We start from the raw sequence: 17,454 nt of genomic DNA on the forward strand, positions 1-17,454 counted from the left end.
CTTATACGTCAGCAGCCGGGCCACCGATTGGTGTTTCCGGACGCCCATCCTGCACCGCCGGAGGCGTGCCGGAAGTATCACTACCGCCAGACCAGTCGCGAGGCTCGCGAGGCGCACGACCCGCCATGATGTCATCGATCTGATCAGCATCGATCGTCTCGTACTTCATCAAGGCATCCGCCATGGCATCAAGCTTGTCACGGTTATCCGTAAGGATTTGTTTGGCCGTGCCGTAGCACTGGTCAATGATGCTGCGTACTTCGGAGTCGATCAGCTTGGCTGTCTCGCCGGAGAAGCTGGCATGTTGACCACCGCCGCCACGACCGAGGAACACTTCGCCCTCTTCTTCGGCGTACATCAACGGACCGAGTTTTTCCGACAAGCCCCACTTGGTTACCATGTTCCGTGCGATCTGGCTGGCACGCATGATGTCGTTGGATGCACCGGTAGTGACGCCATCGAAGCCCAAGGTCATTTCTTCAGCGATACGACCGCCATACAGCGAGCAGATCTGACTGATCAGCGCACGCTTGGACAGGCTATAGCGATCTTCTTCCGGCAGGAACATGGTCACACCAAGCGCACGACCGCGCGGGATGATCGACACTTTGTAGACCGGATCATGCTCAGGCACGACGCGACCGACGATAGCGTGGCCAGCTTCGTGATAAGCAGTGTTCTGCTTCTCTTTCTCGGACATGACCATGGATTTGCGCTCGGCACCCATCATGATCTTGTCTTTGGCCAGTTCGAACTCTTTCATCTCGACGATGCGCTTGCCGGCACGGGCTGCGAACAACGACGCCTCGTTCACCAGGTTGGCCAGGTCGGCACCGGAGAAACCAGGAGTACCACGTGCGATCACGGCCGGAGCGACGTCGTCACCCATTGGCACTTTGCGCATGTGGACTTTGAGAATCTGCTCGCGACCACGGATATCCGGCAGGCCGACCACGACCTGACGGTCGAAACGGCCCGGACGCAGTAATGCAGGGTCCAGCACGTCGGGACGGTTGGTCGCTGCGATGACGATGATGCCGTCATTCATTTCGAAGCCATCCATCTCTACCAGCAACTGGTTGAGAGTCTGTTCGCGCTCGTCGTGACCGCCGCCCATGCCGGCACCACGGTGGCGACCGACGGCGTCGATTTCATCGATGAAGATGATGCATGGCGCGTGCTTCTTCGCCTGCTCAAACATGTCGCGAACACGACTGGCACCGACACCGACGAACATTTCGACGAAATCGGAACCGGAAATAGTGAAGAACGGCACTTTGGCTTCGCCGGCAATAGCCTTGGCGATCAAGGTTTTACCCGTACCAGGAGGACCGACCATCAGCACGCCACGAGGAATGCGACCGCCCAAACGCTGGAACTTGCCCGGATCACGGAGGAACTCGACCAGCTCGCCAACTTCTTCCTTGGCCTCGTCGCAACCGGCAACGTCAGCCAAAGTGGTTTTCACCTGATCTTCGGAGAGCAGGCGCGCCTTGCTCTTGCCGAAGCTCATCGGCCCGCCCTTGCCACCGGCACCGCCCTGCATCTGCCGCATGAAGAACATGAAGACAGCGATGATTACGAGGATCGGGAAGCTTGCGACCAGGAGTTGAGTCCAGATGCTTTGCTGCTCAGGCTGCTTGCCTTCAACTACCACGTGGTTATCCACGAGGTCGCCGATCAGGCCATTGTCCTGGATTGCCGGACGAATGGTCTTGAAGCTGTCGCCATCGTTGCGCTTGCCGGTAATCACGTAGCCATCAACCGCTACGCGCTCGACCTTGCCATCCTTGACCTGCTGGATGAAGTCGGAATAGTTGAGGGTCTGCGGCTCGTTAGGGCTGGAGAAGTTGTTCATCACCGTCACCAGGACAGCCGCGATGATCAACCACAGGATCAGATTCTTTGCCATATCGTTCAATTAACTACCCTCTGAAGCAAGCTCCGCTAATGGCGCGTGCTTCGCATGATATTCACCGGCCTAACTTACTACATTACCTACGGCTCTGGCAGGCGCCGTCTGTAACCCTTTGTGAAACACTTTCTACACAATATTCGCTAATGCTCACGGGGCGAAATACGAAAATCCTATCGACCCGCAAAAAAACCTCGATTTACTCACTACGGCCGCGGTAGCCCCAAGCCAGCATGTATTGCTCGCGGGAACTGCCACGGGAAGAGTCCGGCTTGATCATCTGGACCTTGTCGAATTTCTGACGAGCGTCCTTCACGTAAGCATCAAACCCTTCGCCCTGAAACACCTTGATCACGAAATTACCACCCGGCTTGAGTATCCGAGCCGCCAGATCAAGAGCCAGCTCACATAGAAACATGGCTTTTGGCATGTCCACCTCAGGCGTACCACTCATATTGGGGGCCATATCGGAAATCACAAGGTCCACCTGCGAATTACCCACGGCTTCAAGGATCTGAGCGAGCACTTCGTCCTGGGTGAAGTCACCCTGGATGAAAGTCACGTCCGGAATGCTGTCCATTTCCAGGATGTCCGAGGCGATCAGACGCCCCTGACCACCAATCAGCCGACTAGTGACCTGCGACCAGCCGCCGGGCGCCGCACCCAGGTCGACAACGCTCATACCCGGACGGATCAGCTTGTATTTCTCCTGGACCTCCAGAAGCTTGTAACTCGCACGCGAGCGGTAACCATCCTTCTGCGCCTGCTTCACATAGGGATCATTGACATGTCTTTTCAGCCAACCAAGGCTTGTCTTGGAACGCGCCATTGGGCACCTCGATGATAAGGGTCGTGATTAATTGGGCGGATCCACGAACCCTCGGGTAAAATGGCCGCCATTTTACAGAATCCAGACTAAAGGGTCAGATTATGCCGCTCACTCAAGAGCAGAAGAAACAGTACAAATCCATTGGCCACCATCTGAAACCAGTTTTGATTGTGGCTGACAACGGTTTGACTGAAGGTGTGTTAGCCGAACTTGAACGCGCTTTGGCGGATCACGAGCTGATCAAAATCAAGCTCAACATCCTCGATCGCGAATCGCGCCTGGCAGCCATTGCAGAACTCTGCAAGGCCGGCAAAGCCGATCTGGTTCAGGTCATCGGCAAGATGGCACTGATTTACCGCAAGAACTTCAGCGTCAACAAGCAGCTGTCGAACGTCCATCGCTTCAAGTGATGACAAGGGTCAAGGGTGTGCTTCGCGCACCCTCACACTCCATCCCGGCACCGGCTGCATCACCAGCACCAGCCCGGAAAATCCCAGAACAAGATAGCTGAACAGCTGCCAATGCGCCGCGTGCGGCCAGCCGACGTGGACCGCGAAATACATCGCACCCCCATACAGCGCCATCATCAGCAGTTGCCCACGAATATCGCGCCATAGACTGGCAAGGCCCTTGGCCTGAACCAGCACCAAAGCCTGAAAACTCACACACGCCGTGGCAAATCCCACCATCAGCGTATTCAGCATGCCTGCAATTTCGTCGATCAGCAGCGGTGCCAGGCCTATTCGCCCCAGCACCGGCAGCAGACCGATGTGCAACAACCACAGGCCGCCAACCCACAACATTTGGGTCAGCTGCCAAAGCATGGCGCCCGCACGTAGCGGGCGCCTTCTTTCAGATGTGGCGAACTTCGACAATCTCATACTCGATAACGCCACCTGGCGTTTTCACGGCGACCACATCCCCCTCTTCCTTGGCAATCAAGGCGCGGGCCAGTGGCGAACCCACCGAAATCTTGCCGAGTTTGAAGTCAGCCTCATCCTCACCCACGATGTGGTAAGTGACGCTTTCATCAGTCTCGACATTGGCGATTTCAACGGTGGTGCCGAAAATCACTTTGCCGGTATGAGGAATGGTCGTGACATCGATGATGACCTGATTCTGAATCCGGCCTTCGATGTCACGAATCCGCGCCTCGACCATACCCTGCTGCTCGCGAGCAGCGTGGTATTCGGCGTTTTCCTTCAAGTCACCCAACTCGCGGGCCGTACCGATGTCCTGGCTAAGCTTCGGACGGACGACCTTGGTCAGATGAGCGTGTTCTTCTTCCAGGGCTTTCGCGCCCTGGACGGTCATTGGGTATTTGATCATGCCTTCAATCCTGCGTGTAGATCCTGCAAGCGGCGCACGGTCTTCTCGGGACCGAACTTCAGCGCTTCGCAGATAGCTTCGCCAGCAGCAATGGTAGTGGTGCAGTAGATCTTGTGCTGCAAGGCATTACGACGAATGGAGTAGGAATCGGCGATCGACTGGCGACCTTCGGTGGTGTTGATGATCAGGGTGACTTCGTCATTCTTGATCATGTCGACAACGTGCGGACGTCCCTCGGTCACTTTGTTCACACGACGCACTTTCAGGCCTGCGGCTTCGATCAGTTTGGCAGTACCGGCAGTGGCGACCACTTCGAAGCCCAAGTTGATCAGATCACGGGCCACGCCTGCAACCAGTGGCTTGTCATCGTCACGCACGCTGATGAACGCGGTGCCGCCAGTCGGCAGCACTTCGCTGGCACCCATCTGGGCTTTGGCAAAGGCTTCGCCGAAGGTGTCGCCCACGCCCATCACTTCACCGGTGGACTTCATCTCTGGGCCCAGGATCGGGTCCACGCCAGGGAATTTGGCGAATGGGAACACCGCCTCTTTCACGCTGTAGAAGTTCGGAATGATTTCTTTGGTGAAACCGATTTCCTTCAGGGTTTTACCGGCCATGACGCGAGCCGCGATCATTGCCAGGGAAACACCGATGCACTTGGACACGAACGGAACGGTACGGGAAGCGCGCGGGTTGACTTCGATGACGTAGATGTCTTCGCCTTGCAGCGCCAACTGAACGTTCATCAAGCCGACAACGCCCAGCTCCAGGGCCATTTTCTTGACCTGTTCGCGCATCTCGTCCTGGATGTGAGCAGGCAGCGAGTACGGCGGCAGGGAGCACGCGGAGTCACCGGAGTGAACACCAGCCTGCTCGATGTGCTGCATGATCGCGCCGATCACCACGTCGGTGCCGTCGCAGACCGCATCCACGTCCATTTCGATGGCGCAGTTGAGGAAGTGATCGAGCAGCACCGGGCTGTCGTTGGACACTTTCACCGCATCACGCAGGTAGCGCTTGAGTTCTTCTTCTTCGTAGACGATTTCCATTGCGCGGCCGCCCAGTACATAGGACGGGCGAACCACCAGCGGGTAACCGATCTTGGCGGCGGCACGAATCGCTTCGTCTTCGCTGCGCACGGTGGCGTTAGGCGGCTGACGCAGGTTCAGACGCTCAACCATTTGCTGGAAGCGCTCACGGTCTTCGGCACGGTCGATGGCGTCAGGGCTGGTGCCGATGATTGGCACGCCGGCTTCTTCCAGGGCACGCGCCAGCTTCAGTGGGGTTTGGCCACCGTACTGGACGATCACGCCTTTCGGCTTCTCGACACGGACGATTTCCAGTACGTCTTCCAGGGTCACTGGTTCGAAGTACAGACGATCGGAGGTGTCGTAGTCGGTGGAAACGGTTTCCGGGTTGCAGTTGACCATGATGGTCTCGTAACCGTCTTCGCGCAGGGCCAGTGCCGCGTGTACGCAGCAATAGTCGAACTCGATACCCTGGCCGATACGGTTTGGACCGCCGCCGAGGATCATGATCTTGTCGCGGCCCGACGGCGCGGCTTCGCACTCTTCCTCATACGTCGAGTAGAGGTAAGCGGTGTCGGTGGCGAACTCGGCCGCGCAGGTGTCAACGCGCTTGTAGACCGGGAAGATTTCCAGCTTGTGACGGTGGCGACGCAGTGCCTTCTCGGTCACGCCCAGCAGCTTGGCCAGACGCATGTCGGAGAAGCCTTTGCGCTTGAGGCGGAACATCAAGTCGTGGTCGATGCTGGCCAGACCCAGGGTCTTGACCTTCTCTTCTTCCTTGATCAGATCTTCGATCTGCACCAGGAACCACGGGTCGATCATGTTCATGCCGAAAATATCTTCGACCGACAGGCCGGCGCGGAACGCGTCAGCGACGTACCAGATACGCTCGGCGCCCGGCACGGTCAGTTCGCGCTTGAGGATACTCATGCTTTCCGGGTTGCTCAGGTCGAGCTTCTCGTCCAGGCCGCAAACGCCCACTTCCAGACCGCGCAGGGCTTTCTGCAGGGATTCCTGGAAGGTCCGGCCGATGGCCATGACTTCACCGACCGACTTCATTTGAGTCGTCAGGCGCGCGTCGGCTTTCGGGAATTTCTCGAAGGCGAAGCGTGGCAGCTTGGTGACGACGTAGTCGATGGACGGTTCGAATGATGCAGGAGTAGCGCCGCCGGTGATTTCGTTCTGCAGCTCGTCCAGGGTGTAGCCGATCGCCAGCTTGGCAGCGATACGCGCAATCGGGAAACCAGTGGCCTTCGAGGCCAGTGCCGAAGAGCGGGATACACGCGGGTTCATCTCGATCACGACCATACGGCCAGTGTCCGGGCAGATGCCAAACTGAACGTTGGAGCCGCCGGTTTCCACGCCGATCTCACGCAGTACCGCCAACGAGGCGTTACGCATGATCTGGTATTCCTTGTCCGTCAGGGTTTGTGCCGGAGCAACGGTGATCGAGTCACCGGTGTGCACGCCCATCGGGTCAAAGTTTTCGATGGAGCAGACGATGATGCAGTTGTCCTTCTTATCGCGGACAACCTCCATCTCGTACTCTTTCCAGCCGATCAGCGATTCGTCGATCAGCAGCTCTTTGGTCGGCGACAGGTCCAGACCGCGGGCGCAGATTTCTTCGAACTCTTCACGGTTGTATGCGATACCGCCACCGGTGCCGCCCATGGTGAAGGACGGGCGGATGATGCACGGGAAGCCCAGGCGTTCGAGAACGGCGTTGGCTTCTTCCATGCTGTGGGCGATACCCGAACGCGGGCAGTCCAAACCGATGGATTTCATCGCCTTGTCGAAGCGCGAACGGTCTTCAGCCTTGTCGATGGTGTCCGCGTTGGCGCCGATCATCTCTACGCCGAACTTCTCCAGAACGCCTTCGCGCTCCAGATCCAGGGCGCAGTTCAGAGCGGTCTGGCCACCCATGGTTGGCAGCAGCGCGTCCGGACGCTCTTTCTCGATGATCTTGGCAACGGTCTGCCACTTGATCGGCTCGATGTACGTGGCGTCGGCCATGTCCGGGTCGGTCATGATGGTCGCCGGGTTGGAGTTCACCAGGATGACGCGGTAACCCTCTTCGCGCAGGGCTTTACAGGCCTGGGCGCCGGAGTAGTCGAATTCGCAGGCCTGGCCGATCACGATCGGGCCAGCGCCGAGAATCAGGATGCTTTTAATGTCTGTACGTTTTGGCATGGGTTGTCACTCAAATCCGCAGGTCAGTCGGCAAGCCGTCTTGTTCAATCTCTGAAGCCTTGAGGGGGCCACCGGTTTCGGGACCGCCCTCAGGCTTCGCTACATCAGGGCGAGCGATTAGCGTCGCTTGGCCATTTCGTTGATGAAGCGATCAAACAGTGGCGCTACGTCGTTCGGGCCAGGGCTGGCTTCAGGGTGACCCTGGAAGCTGAAGGCGCTCTTGTCGGTACGCTCGATGCCTTGCAGGGTGCCGTCGAACAGCGATTTGTGGATCGCCCGAACGTTACCTGGCAGGGTCGCTTCGTCTACCGCAAAACCGTGGTTCTGGCTGGTGATCATCACCACACCGCTGTCCAGATCCTGGACCGGGTGGTTGGCACCGTGGTGGCCGTGACCCATTTTCAGAGTCTTGGCGCCGGAGGCCAGAGCCAACAGCTGGTGACCGAGGCAGATGCCGAACACCGGAATTTCGGTTTCCAGCACATCCTTGATTGCCTGGATCGCGTAGTCGCATGGCTCAGGGTCGCCCGGGCCGTTGGACAGGAACACGCCGTCAGGTTTCAGTGCCAGCGCTTCGGCGGCCGGCGTCTGTGCAGGCACCACGGTCACGCGGCAACCGCGCTCGACCAGCATGCGCAGGATGTTCAGCTTGACGCCGTAGTCGTAGGCCACCACGTGGTATGGCAGCTCGGAGGCTTCCAGAGTCGCGTGGCTGTCGGTTTTCAGATCCCAGACCGTCGAGCGCCACTCGTACTTCTCTTTGGTGCTGACGACTTTTGCCAGGTCCATGCCTTTGAGGCCAGGGAAACCCTGAGCGGCGGCGATGGCGGCTTCTTCGGAAATGTTGTCACCGGCCATGATGCAGCCGTTCTGTGCGCCTTTCTCACGCAGGATGCGTGTCAGGCGGCGAGTGTCGATACCGGCGATTGCCACCACATTGTTGGCTTTCAGGTAGTCGGACAGTGACATCGTGTTGCGCCAGTTGCTCGCAACCAGTGGCAGGTCACGGATGACCAGGCCAGCGGACCAGACGCGGTCGGACTCGGCGTCTTCCGGCGTAGTGCCGGTATTGCCGATGTGCGGGTACGTCAGGGTAACGATCTGTTGGGCGTAGGAAGGATCGGTAAGGATTTCCTGATAGCCGGTCATTGCGGTGTTGAACACCACCTCACCAACGGTTTGACCGTCGGCTCCAATGGCTTCGCCGCGAAAAATGCTGCCATCAGCAAGGGCGAGTATGGCTGGCTTAGTCAAGAAGACCTCCCGTAAATAAAGCCTGAAAGGGCGATCGCAGGTTGTAAAAAAGCGGAGTGACGTATGGACACGTCACCCCGCTTCTTCACCGAATTATTCTGCGCGCTTTTAGTGGACACACTAAAGCTGTAGCTTACAGAAAAAGGCATTTTTGGTCTACCGCCAATGAGCCTTAAAGGCCGGAGAATGCGACAGGACGTCGCCGGGCGGAATAAAACCGGGTCCAAACGCTGAGTTTGAACCCGATTTCGGGCATATCTTACCGCAGATCGAGCACGTCTTGCATGTCGTAAAGGCCTGGCTCACGACCATCCAGCCACAAAGCTGCACGTACCGCGCCCTTGGCGAAGGTCATGCGACTGGATGCCTTGTGAGTAATCTCAAGTCGCTCGCCCTCACAGGCGAACAGCACCGTATGATCACCGACAACATCACCACCGCGAACAGTCGCGAAGCCGATCGTTTCACGCTCGCGCACACCGGTGTGACCTTCACGACCATAAACCGCAACCTTCTGCAGATCACGATCCAGCGCATTGGCGATCACTTCGCCCATGCGCAGAGCCGTGCCTGAAGGTGCATCGATCTTGTGCCGATGATGGGCCTCGATGATTTCGATATCAGCATCATCGCCCAGCACACGAGCCGCCATGTCGAGCAGCTTCAGCGACAGGTTTACACCGACACTGAAATTGGCCGCGAACACAATCGCAATATCTTCGCTCGCCTCGACCAGCAACTGCTTCTGCGCGGCGTCCAATCCCGTCGTGCCGATCACCATGGCCTTGCCCGCCTTGCGGCAGAACGCCAGGTTTTTCAGCATGACTTCAGGAAGCGTGAAGTCGATCAACACATCGAACTCATCGGCCACCGCATCCAGCTTGCCGGACAGCGGTACACCGATTCGTCCCAGCGATGCCAGCTCACCGGCATCCACACCAATCAGCGTGCTGCCGGGACGCACGATGGCCGCCGTCAGGCCAGTCAACGGCGCGCGCTGCTGCACCGCCTCGACCAGAATCTTGCCCATGCGCCCGGCAGCGCCCATCACAGCTATACGTCGCATGCCGACTCCTTACAAATCGCCGAAGAAGCGCTTCACGCCTTCGAACCAACCGGTGGTTTTCGGCGAATGACTGTTGTCGCCCGCCAGGGAGCTGCGCAACTCCTCCAGCAATTCGCGCTGACGACGACCCAGGTTGACCGGGGTTTCGACCGCCACGCGACACATCAGGTCACCAGCACCGCCACCACGAACCGGCGCGACGCCTTTACCGCGAACACGGAACTGCTTACCGGTCTGAGTCCCTTCAGGGATCTTCAGCTTGACCCGACCATCGAGGGTCGGAATCTCCAGCTCGCCGCCCAGCGCTGCATCGACGAAGCTGATCGGCACTTCGCAGAACAGATGCTTGCCGTCACGCTGGAAGATCGCGTGCTCGCGCACATTGATCACCACGTACAGGTCGCCAGTCGGGCCACCCTGCGCACCCGCCTCGCCTTCGCCAGACAGACGAATGCGGTCGCCAGTATCGACACCGGCCGGCACTTTCACCGACAGGGTCTTGTACTCTTCGACACGACCTTCGCCGCGGCAGGAATCGCACGGATCGGAAATGATCTTGCCCTGGCCATGGCAGCGCGGGCAGGTCTGCTGCACCGAGAAGAAGCCCTGCTGCATGCGGACCTGACCGATACCGCCGCACGTCGGGCAAGTGATCGGCGCGGAGCCTTTCTTGGCACCCGAGCCATCGCACGGCTTGCAGTTGACCAGTGTCGGAACACGGATATTCACGGTCGTACCGCGCACCGCTTCTTCCAGGTTCAACTCCAGGGTGTAACGCAGGTCGCTGCCGCGCTGAGCGCCGCCACGAGCACCGCCGCGACCGCCACCGAAGAAGTCACTGAAGACATCGCCAAAGATATCGGAGAAGTTCTGACCGCCAAACCCGGCACCGCCGCCACCCATGCTCGGGTCGACACCGGCATGACCGTATTGATCATAGGCCGCGCGCTTGCTGGAATCGGACAGCACTTCGTAGGCCTCGTTGGCCTCCTTGAACATATCTTCCGACGCTTTGTCATCGGGATTACGGTCCGGGTGGTGCTTCATCGCCAGGCGACGGTAGGCCTTTTTCAGGTCCGCTTCGCTTGAACCACGCTCAACACCCAATACTTCGTAATAGTCACGCTTTGCCATAAGTCTTTGCACTCTTAAGGACGTTCGGCAAACCTCTCCTGAGCCTCGCCAAACTCGTTGAGCCCCAATACAGGCCCGGACCCAACTCACGTCAATTCAACGATCCTGGTCTTTGATTCATTGCGGTACTTTCAGCTCGAAAAGCAGGAGCATTTCCGGCCATACCTTCAGCACCCGAGCGCTGTCGCATGCTGTAAAAATTCGCTAACTCCAGACACGCCAACGCGGGAGCAAGCTCCCGCGCGGCGACATCCTACCAGTCACCGCCTGAAGGCAGTCAACCGGGCGACCAACAACTTACTTGTGGTCTTTGACTTCTTCGAACTCGGCATCGACGACGTCGTCAGCTTTTTCAGCTTTTTCGTCGTGCGGTGCCGCGCCTTCAGCAGGCTGAGCCTGATCGGCGTACATTTTCTGAGCCACTGGCGCGGAGACCTTGGACAGTTCTTCAACCTTGGCTTCGATAGCGGCCTTGTCGTCGCCTTTGATGGCGGTTTCCAGGGCGACTACAGCTGCTTCGATTGCAGTCTTCTCTTCAGCGCTCACTTTGTCGCCAGCATCAGCGACCATTTTGCGCGTCGAGTGAACCAGGGCATCGCCCTGGTTACGGGCGCTGGCCAGCTCTTCGAACTTGCGGTCTTCTTCAGCGTTCACTTCAGCATCGCGAACCATCTGCTGAATTTCTTCCTCGGACAGACCGGAGTTAGCCTTGATCACGATCGACTGAGTCTTGCCGGTAGCCTTGTCTTTCGCGCCGACGTGCAGGATGCCGTTGGCGTCGATGTCGAAGGTCACTTCGATTTGTGGCACGCCACGTGGTGCTGGTGGAATCTCGGCCAGGTCGAACTTGCCCAGGGACTTGTTCTGTGCGGCTTGCTTACGCTCACCTTGCAGGACGTGAATGGTCACTGCGCCCTGGTTGTCGTCGGCAGTCGAGAACACTTGCGATTTCTTGGTAGGAATCGTGGTGTTTTTCTCGATCAGCGCGGTCATCACGCCGCCCATGGTTTCGATACCCAGGGTCAGCGGGCTGACGTCGAGCAGCAGAACGTCTTTCACGTCACCAGCCAATACTGCACCCTGGATAGCAGCACCCATGGCAACAGCTTCGTCAGGGTTGACGTCTTTACGTGCTTCTTTACCGAAGAAATCGGTCACCAGTTTCTGAACCAGTGGCATACGGGTCTGACCGCCGACCAGGATCACGTCGTTGATCGCACCAATCTCGATACCGGCATCTTTCATGGCGATGCGGCAAGGTTCGATGGTGCGCTGAACCAGGTCTTCCACCAGCGCTTCGAGCTTGGCGCGGGAGATTTTCACGTTCAAGTGCTTAGGACCGGTAGCGTCTGCAGTGATGTACGGCAGGTTCACGTCGGTCGACTGGCTCGAGGACAGTTCGATCTTGGCTTTCTCAGCGGCTTCTTTCAGGCGCTGCATGGCCAGCGGATCACCCTTGAGGTTCATGCCGCTTTCTTTCTTGAACTCGTCGACGAGGTAGTCGATCAGACGAATGTCAAAGTCTTCACCGCCCAGGAAAGTGTCACCGTTGGTGGCCAACACTTCGAACTGGTGTTCGCCATCGACTTCAGCGATTTCGATCACGGAAACGTCGAAAGTACCGCCGCCCAAGTCGTAAACGATCACGGTGTGATCGCCTTTCGCCTTGTCCATACCGTAGGCCAGTGCGGCTGCGGTTGGTTCGTTGATGATACGTTTAACGTCCAGACCCGCAATGCGGCCGGCGTCTTTGGTGGCTTGACGCTGGCTGTCGTTGAAGTAGGCCGGAACGGTGATCACCGCCTCGGTCACTGGCTCGCCGAGGTAGTCTTCGGCGGTCTTCTTCATTTTCTTCAGAATTTCAGCCGAAATTTGTGGCGGTGCCATTTTCTGGCCGTTCACTTCAACCCAGGCGTCGTTGTTGTCAGCCTTGACGATCTTGTAAGGGACCATCTGGATGTCTTTCTGTACGACTTCTTCGTCGAAACGACGACCGATCAGACGCTTCACCGCGTATAGGGTGTTATGCGGATTGGTCACGGCTTGACGCTTGGCCGACTGGCCAACCAGGATTTCACCGTCGTTGGCATAAGCGATGATCGACGGCGTGGTACGCGCGCCTTCAGCGTTTTCAATAACTTTGGCTTTGCCGTTTTCCAGCACGGAGACGCAGGAGTTGGTAGTCCCCAGGTCGATACCGATAATTTTGCCCATGTTCACTCTCCCGAAACTTTGGATTTGGATGCCGCAGCAGTGGTGGCTGACTGCGGTAGCACTTAAACGCTTGACTTCTAAATGGGGGCCTTGCGGCTAATTTCAAGCCTGCTCGTCAATCGAAGGCGAAACCGGTGCAGGTGCCTTGCTGACCACGACCATGGCCGGGCGCAGCAGGCGACCGTGAAGCTGGTAGCCCTTCTGAAACACCTTGAGCACGCTGTTTGGCTCGACATCGGCGCTTTCCTGCATGGCCATCGCCTGATGATGCGAGGCATTGAAGGGCTCGCCTTCAGGATCGATCGCTTCCAGGTGATAGCGTTTCAGGGTGTCCTGGAACATTTTCAGGGTCAGCTCGATCCCTTCGCGCATCGGACGAATGTTTTCGTCGTCAGGGTTGGATAGCTCCAGACCGCGCTCCAGGCTGTCGATGATCGGCAGCAGGTCGCCAGCGAACTTTTCCAGGGCGAATTTGTGAGCCTTTTCAACGTCCTGCTCGGCACGGCGGCGGACGTTCTGCAGATCGGCGGCTACACGCAAAGCCTGATCCTGCGCACCAGCCAATTGCTCTTCGAGCACTTGCACACGAGCCGCCAGGTCTTCACCCGAAGCCTCGGGGCCCTGGTTGGCGTCTAGATTTTGCGTATCCACTGTCTGTTCGTCAGCCATAGATTTCTCCTTCCAATATCGTCCGCGAGCTCAACTCGCGCTTCTGCCCCGGTATATGGGGCCGCAAAATTCAGCTTCAAGGGCTATTTGATGATTAACCCTACAAAAAACAGCTGCATTGTCATTCCTCACCGCACTAAGGATTTCCTTCAATCAAGCAAATCGACCTAAGAGGGGGCATTGTCAGCCCGAAACAAAACACTGTATAAATAACCAGACCTAAAGCTTGGGAGCGGCCTTTATGCTGGTGCACCTGTCCGTACACAACTACGCCATCGTTGAACATCTCGATCTCGAACTCGATCGCGGGATGAGCGTGATCACAGGGGAAACCGGCGCCGGCAAGTCGATCATGCTCGACGCCCTGGGCCTGACCCTGGGCGATCGCGCCGACAGCGGCGTGGTCCGCCCGGGTGCCGACAAGGCCGATATCCTGGCCACCTTCGACCTGATCGACATCCCGGAAGCCAGCGCCTGGCTGGCCGAGCGCGACCTCGAGAACGACGGCCCGTGCATTCTGCGTCGGGTAATCACCGCTGAAGGGCGCTCGCGCGGCTACATCAACGGCACCCCCTGCCCCCTCGGCGACCTGAAGGCCTTGGGCGAGTTGCTGATTGATATCCACAGCCAGCACGAACACCAATCCCTGCTCAAAACCGATACTCACCGCCGCCTGCTCGACGAATACGCCGGTGCCACGGACCTGGCCCGCCAGGTGCAACTGGCCGCCCAACGCTGGCGCCAGACCCGCCAGGAACTGGAACGCCTCTCCAACTCCGGCGACGAACAGCGCGCTCGTCATCAGTTGCTCAGCTACCAACTCGAAGAACTGGAAAACCTCGGCCTCGGCGAAAACGAGCTGGAGCAGCTTGAACAGGAACACAAGAACCTGACGAACGCCGAAACCCTGCTGGGCATTTGCCGGCAAGTGGTCGAACAATGCAGCGAAAGTGATTCCGGCAACGTACTGAACGCGCTCACCGCCAGCCTTAATCGCCTATCGAGCGTGAACAATTCGATCGGCGCCCTGGGCGAAGCCAGCAGTCTGCTGACCAGCGCGCAGATTCAGGTTGAAGAAGCCGTGGGCGAGCTGAACCGCTTTCTCGACAATTTCGACGCCGACCCGGCCCGCCTTCAATACCTGGAAGAGCGCCTCGATGCCATCTACACCCTGGCACGCAAACACCGCATCCAGCCGACCGAAGTCGCCGAGATGCAGCAGAAGCTACTCGATGAAATCGAAACCCTGAACGCCAACGATGAATCCATCGAGCGATTGAGCGATGAGCTGGCCTCCTACGCCCGCCATTATCAGGAGAAGGCGCGGGAGCTGAGCGATCTGCGGCATCGAGCCTCAAGCAGCCTGGCCAGTGCCGTGGAACAGGAAATCCAGCGCCTGGGCATGCCCGGTGGCCGCTTCACCATCGAACTTCGCCCCAACAGCAGCGACGAACTGCTGCCTAACGGGCTCGAACAGGTAGAACTGCTGGTGAGCGCCAACCCGGGCCAACCGCTCAAAGCCCTGGCAAAAGTGGCGTCGGGTGGCGAACTGTCGCGTATCAGCCTGGCGATTCAGGTGATCACTGCACAGACCTCGCGCGTACCGACCCTGGTGTTCGATGAAGTGGACGTGGGTATCGGCGGCCCGACTGCCGAAATTGTCGGCCAGCTGCTCCGGCGCCTCGGGGAGCGCGGACAGGTTCTGACCGTGACTCACTTGCCTCAAGTAGCGGCGCAAGGGCATCAACATCTATTTGTACACAAGGTGCGCGGTGAAGACGCCACGCATACGGCCGTTTCCAAACTGAGCAAGACCGATCGCGTCGAAGAAGTGGCACGGATGCTGGGCGGCATCGACCTCACCAAGGAATCACTGGCTCACGCGAAAAAGATGGTCGTTACCGCGAAAATTTAAGAACGGCAGAAAGCACGAAGGCGACCCTGGGGTCGCCTTCGCTCGTTTCGCGAACCTGAAGTTCGCGCGACATGCTTACTTTTTCTTGCGCACGTACAGTACAAGATTGTGATCAACCATCTCGAAGCCGTACTTGTCGACGATTGCTTTCTGCAGCCGCTCGATTTCTTCGTCGAAGAATTCGATCACTTCACTGGTTTCGACGTTGACCATATGGTCGTGATGCTTGCCGTCGTCCAGCTCGAAGACCGCATGGCCTCCGTCGAAGTTGTGCCGCACCACAAGGCCAGCTGCCTCGAACTGGGTCAGAACACGGTAAACCGTGGCCAGACCGACGTCCTCACCAGCCTCCATCAGCGCCTTGTAGACATCCTCGGCACTCATGTGGCGTTGCTCGGCGGAATCGAGCATTTGCAGAATTTTGACCCGTGGAAGGGTCACTTTGAGGCCGGCTTTGCGTAGTTCGCTATTTTCAACCATGGTCAGCTTTCTCGCGATGCTGCTTCGCAGCTTCTCTTAATGCGGGTATGATCGGCGTTTACGTTGTCCCAGCCAAGATAGTGGAAGTCGCCCACCGATGCAAAACACCAAGCTCTTGCTAACCAGTTTCACCTTTGTGGGACTGCTCGCACTCGCCGGTTGTTCATTCCCCGGGGTTTACAAAATCGACATCCAGCAGGGCAATGTCGTCACGCAGGACATGATAGACCAGTTACGCCCGGGAATGACCCGCCGGCAAGTACGGTTTATCATGGGTAACCCTCTGCTGACCGACACGTTCCATGCCGATCGCTGGGATTATCTCTACAGCTTGCAACCGGGTGGCGGTGAACGCCAACAGGAACGCATCAGCGTTATCTTCAACCCAAATGATCAACTTGTCAGCCTCTCTGGCGATTTCATGCCGGGCGTGAGCCGCGACGAAGCCATTCTCGGCAAGGACAGTGGCACTACCGTGACCACACCTGCAGAAAACGCCGAGAAGCCGAAGCCAGAAAAACCGGTCAAGCCAGGTTCGTTGCTGGACCAGATCCAGAAGGACGTGGACAACGTAGAAACCGTTCCAGTCCCGACGCCAGAACCGCTGGAAACCTCGCCGCAATAATTTGCGACGCAATAAAAAACCCGGCATGTCCGGGTTTTTTATCGTCTGGCGTTTAATCGGATCACTGATTCCGGGCTTTCGCCTCGGCCGCTTTGGCGGCGCGTAACCGGCGAACTTCTTTTGGATCGGCGAGCAACGGCCGGTAAATCTCGAGGCGATCCCCGGGCTGGACCGGACGACTGTCCGGCTCAGCGATCACTTTGCCAAAGATCCCAACCGGACAACTGGCCAGATCCAGCTCAGGGAATTCGCTGTTCAGGCCGCAGCCGAGCAACGCATCCCGTACTGTTGTGCCCACCGGCACCGTTACGGTCAGCAGCACCTGACGATCAACAGCGGCATACACCACCTCGACCTTGATCATTGCCTCAACCATGCATCTGTTTCGCACGCTGGCAAAACGCGTCCATCAGTGTGTTCGCCGCCTGATTGAACAAAGGCCCCAACGTCGCACGCACCAGCGGTCCCGAGTAGTCGAACGACAAGTCCAGACTGATCTTGCAGGCCTTCTCGCCCAACGGCTTGAACACCCAGACGCCGTGCAACTGGCTGAACGGACCTTCCTCGAGGTTCATCTCGATCGAACGCCCTGGCACCAGGGTGTTACGCGTCACGAAATGCTGACTCAGGCCACCCTTGGCCACGCCGACGCTGGCACGCATAAGCTCAGGCGTGCTTTCCAGGACTTCCGCCGACGAACACCACGGCAGGAATTCGGGATAGCGGGCCACGTCGTTGACCAAGTCATAAAGCGCTTGCGCAGGATACGGCAGCAGGGCCGAACGTTGAATGTGTGTCGTCATGTC

Annotated in this window: 16 protein-coding genes; 3 read left to right on the forward strand and 13 right to left on the reverse strand. The window is 58.1% G+C overall.

All coding sequences use genetic code 11. The annotated features are described in order from the left end of the window. Position 1: 1 nt before the first annotated feature. Complete coding sequence (gene ftsH / locus ACZ3HH_RS22410) at positions 2–1,912, reverse strand: ATP-dependent zinc metalloprotease FtsH (protein ID WP_030128083.1); 1,911 nt, start codon at positions 1,910–1,912, stop codon at positions 2–4. A gap of 202 nt (positions 1,913–2,114) precedes the next feature. After that, positions 2,115–2,744, reverse strand: a complete 630-nt coding sequence (rlmE, locus tag ACZ3HH_RS22415; RefSeq protein WP_007900501.1) for a 23S rRNA (uridine(2552)-2'-O)-methyltransferase RlmE — start codon at positions 2,742–2,744, stop codon at positions 2,115–2,117. A gap of 101 nt (positions 2,745–2,845) precedes the next feature. Between rlmE and ACZ3HH_RS22420 the strand changes: the two genes are divergently transcribed. Continuing rightward, positions 2,846–3,154, forward strand: coding sequence for a YhbY family RNA-binding protein (locus tag ACZ3HH_RS22420; protein ID WP_007900503.1), 309 nt, complete (start codon positions 2,846–2,848; stop codon positions 3,152–3,154). Between the two features lie 9 nt (positions 3,155–3,163). Here the strand turns inward: ACZ3HH_RS22420 and ACZ3HH_RS22425 are convergent, their stop codons facing one another. The 8 genes from ACZ3HH_RS22425 to grpE form a co-directional block, all read right to left on the reverse strand. Next, the gene (locus ACZ3HH_RS22425; protein WP_465807768.1) at positions 3,164–3,568 is read right to left on the reverse strand and encodes an MFS transporter; all 405 of its coding nucleotides are present in this window, start codon (positions 3,566–3,568) and stop codon (positions 3,164–3,166) included. Positions 3,569–3,596: 28 nt separating this feature from the next. Next, the gene (gene greA, locus ACZ3HH_RS22430; protein WP_010463507.1) at positions 3,597–4,073 is read right to left on the reverse strand and encodes a transcription elongation factor GreA; all 477 of its coding nucleotides are present in this window, start codon (positions 4,071–4,073) and stop codon (positions 3,597–3,599) included. Further along, positions 4,070–7,291: a carbamoyl-phosphate synthase large subunit gene (carB, locus tag ACZ3HH_RS22435; RefSeq protein ID WP_038978902.1), complete on the reverse strand. Its 3,222-nt coding sequence runs from the start codon at positions 7,289–7,291 to the stop codon at positions 4,070–4,072. The genes greA and carB overlap by 4 nt, the downstream gene beginning before the upstream one ends. Positions 7,292–7,408: 117 nt before the next feature. Further along, complete coding sequence (gene carA / locus ACZ3HH_RS22440; protein WP_008005476.1) at positions 7,409–8,545, reverse strand: glutamine-hydrolyzing carbamoyl-phosphate synthase small subunit; 1,137 nt, start codon at positions 8,543–8,545, stop codon at positions 7,409–7,411. Between the two features lie 259 nt (positions 8,546–8,804). Then, a complete protein-coding gene (gene dapB, locus ACZ3HH_RS22445) occupies positions 8,805–9,611 on the reverse strand; it encodes a 4-hydroxy-tetrahydrodipicolinate reductase (protein WP_048396633.1) in 807 nt (268 codons plus the stop codon). Between the two features lie 9 nt (positions 9,612–9,620). Next, on the reverse strand, positions 9,621–10,745 hold the full coding sequence (gene dnaJ, locus ACZ3HH_RS22450; RefSeq protein ID WP_465807771.1) for a molecular chaperone DnaJ: 1,125 nt from the start codon (positions 10,743–10,745) through the stop codon (positions 9,621–9,623). 297 nt (positions 10,746–11,042) lie between these two features. Then, complete coding sequence (gene dnaK / locus ACZ3HH_RS22455) at positions 11,043–12,959, reverse strand: molecular chaperone DnaK (protein WP_465807773.1); 1,917 nt, start codon at positions 12,957–12,959, stop codon at positions 11,043–11,045. Positions 12,960–13,061: 102 nt separating this feature from the next. Continuing rightward, entirely contained in the window at positions 13,062–13,628 is a 567-nt protein-coding gene (gene grpE / locus ACZ3HH_RS22460; RefSeq protein WP_007900531.1) for a nucleotide exchange factor GrpE, read from the reverse strand. A gap of 241 nt (positions 13,629–13,869) precedes the next feature. Here grpE and recN point away from each other — a divergent pair, with 241 nt between their 5' ends. Beyond that, positions 13,870–15,543, forward strand: a complete 1,674-nt coding sequence (gene recN / locus ACZ3HH_RS22465; RefSeq protein WP_465807776.1) for a DNA repair protein RecN — start codon at positions 13,870–13,872, stop codon at positions 15,541–15,543. 75 nt (positions 15,544–15,618) lie between these two features. Here the strand turns inward: recN and fur are convergent, their stop codons facing one another. After that, the gene (fur, locus tag ACZ3HH_RS22470; protein ID WP_003197684.1) at positions 15,619–16,023 is read right to left on the reverse strand and encodes a ferric iron uptake transcriptional regulator; all 405 of its coding nucleotides are present in this window, start codon (positions 16,021–16,023) and stop codon (positions 15,619–15,621) included. A 97-nt stretch (positions 16,024–16,120) separates the two neighbouring features. Here fur and ACZ3HH_RS22475 point away from each other — a divergent pair, with 97 nt between their 5' ends. After that, entirely contained in the window at positions 16,121–16,648 is a 528-nt protein-coding gene (locus ACZ3HH_RS22475) for an outer membrane protein assembly factor BamE (protein WP_305483410.1), read from the forward strand. Between the two features lie 61 nt (positions 16,649–16,709). Here ACZ3HH_RS22475 and ACZ3HH_RS22480 read toward each other — a convergent pair whose 3' ends face one another. Together ACZ3HH_RS22480 and ACZ3HH_RS22485 are read right to left on the reverse strand one after the other, a co-directional pair. Next, complete coding sequence (locus ACZ3HH_RS22480) at positions 16,710–17,024, reverse strand: RnfH family protein (RefSeq protein ID WP_465807780.1); 315 nt, start codon at positions 17,022–17,024, stop codon at positions 16,710–16,712. Next, complete coding sequence (locus ACZ3HH_RS22485; RefSeq protein ID WP_030128093.1) at positions 17,017–17,451, reverse strand: type II toxin-antitoxin system RatA family toxin; 435 nt, start codon at positions 17,449–17,451, stop codon at positions 17,017–17,019. Before ACZ3HH_RS22485 ends, ACZ3HH_RS22480 begins: the two co-directional genes overlap by 8 nt. Positions 17,452–17,454 lie beyond the last annotated feature (3 nt).

The sequence above is a fragment of the Pseudomonas sp. PME37.24/025 genome (assembly GCF_055556615.1).

Coding starts and splice junctions, on each gene's coding strand:
- ACZ3HH_RS22420 (WP_007900503.1), top strand. CDS start 2,846: ATGCCGCTCACTCAAGAGCAGAAGAAACAGTACAAATCCATTGGCCAC.
- fur (WP_003197684.1), bottom strand. CDS start 16,023: ATGGTTGAAAATAGCGAACTACGCAAAGCCGGCCTCAAAGTGACCCTT.
- ACZ3HH_RS22480 (WP_465807780.1), bottom strand. CDS start 17,024: ATGGTTGAGGCAATGATCAAGGTCGAGGTGGTGTATGCCGCTGTTGAT.
- recN (WP_465807776.1), top strand. CDS start 13,870: ATGCTGGTGCACCTGTCCGTACACAACTACGCCATCGTTGAACATCTC.
- ftsH (WP_030128083.1), bottom strand. CDS start 1,912: ATGGCAAAGAATCTGATCCTGTGGTTGATCATCGCGGCTGTCCTGGTG.
- ACZ3HH_RS22425 (WP_465807768.1), bottom strand. CDS start 3,568: ATGCTTTGGCAGCTGACCCAAATGTTGTGGGTTGGCGGCCTGTGGTTG.
- ACZ3HH_RS22475 (WP_305483410.1), top strand. CDS start 16,121: ATGCAAAACACCAAGCTCTTGCTAACCAGTTTCACCTTTGTGGGACTG.
- dnaJ (WP_465807771.1), bottom strand. CDS start 10,745: ATGGCAAAGCGTGACTATTACGAAGTATTGGGTGTTGAGCGTGGTTCA.
- dapB (WP_048396633.1), bottom strand. CDS start 9,611: ATGCGACGTATAGCTGTGATGGGCGCTGCCGGGCGCATGGGCAAGATT.
- greA (WP_010463507.1), bottom strand. CDS start 4,073: ATGATCAAATACCCAATGACCGTCCAGGGCGCGAAAGCCCTGGAAGAA.
- grpE (WP_007900531.1), bottom strand. CDS start 13,628: ATGGCTGACGAACAGACAGTGGATACGCAAAATCTAGACGCCAACCAG.
- carB (WP_038978902.1), bottom strand. CDS start 7,291: ATGCCAAAACGTACAGACATTAAAAGCATCCTGATTCTCGGCGCTGGC.
- rlmE (WP_007900501.1), bottom strand. CDS start 2,744: ATGGCGCGTTCCAAGACAAGCCTTGGTTGGCTGAAAAGACATGTCAAT.
- dnaK (WP_465807773.1), bottom strand. CDS start 12,959: ATGGGCAAAATTATCGGTATCGACCTGGGGACTACCAACTCCTGCGTC.
- ACZ3HH_RS22485 (WP_030128093.1), bottom strand. CDS start 17,451: ATGACGACACACATTCAACGTTCGGCCCTGCTGCCGTATCCTGCGCAA.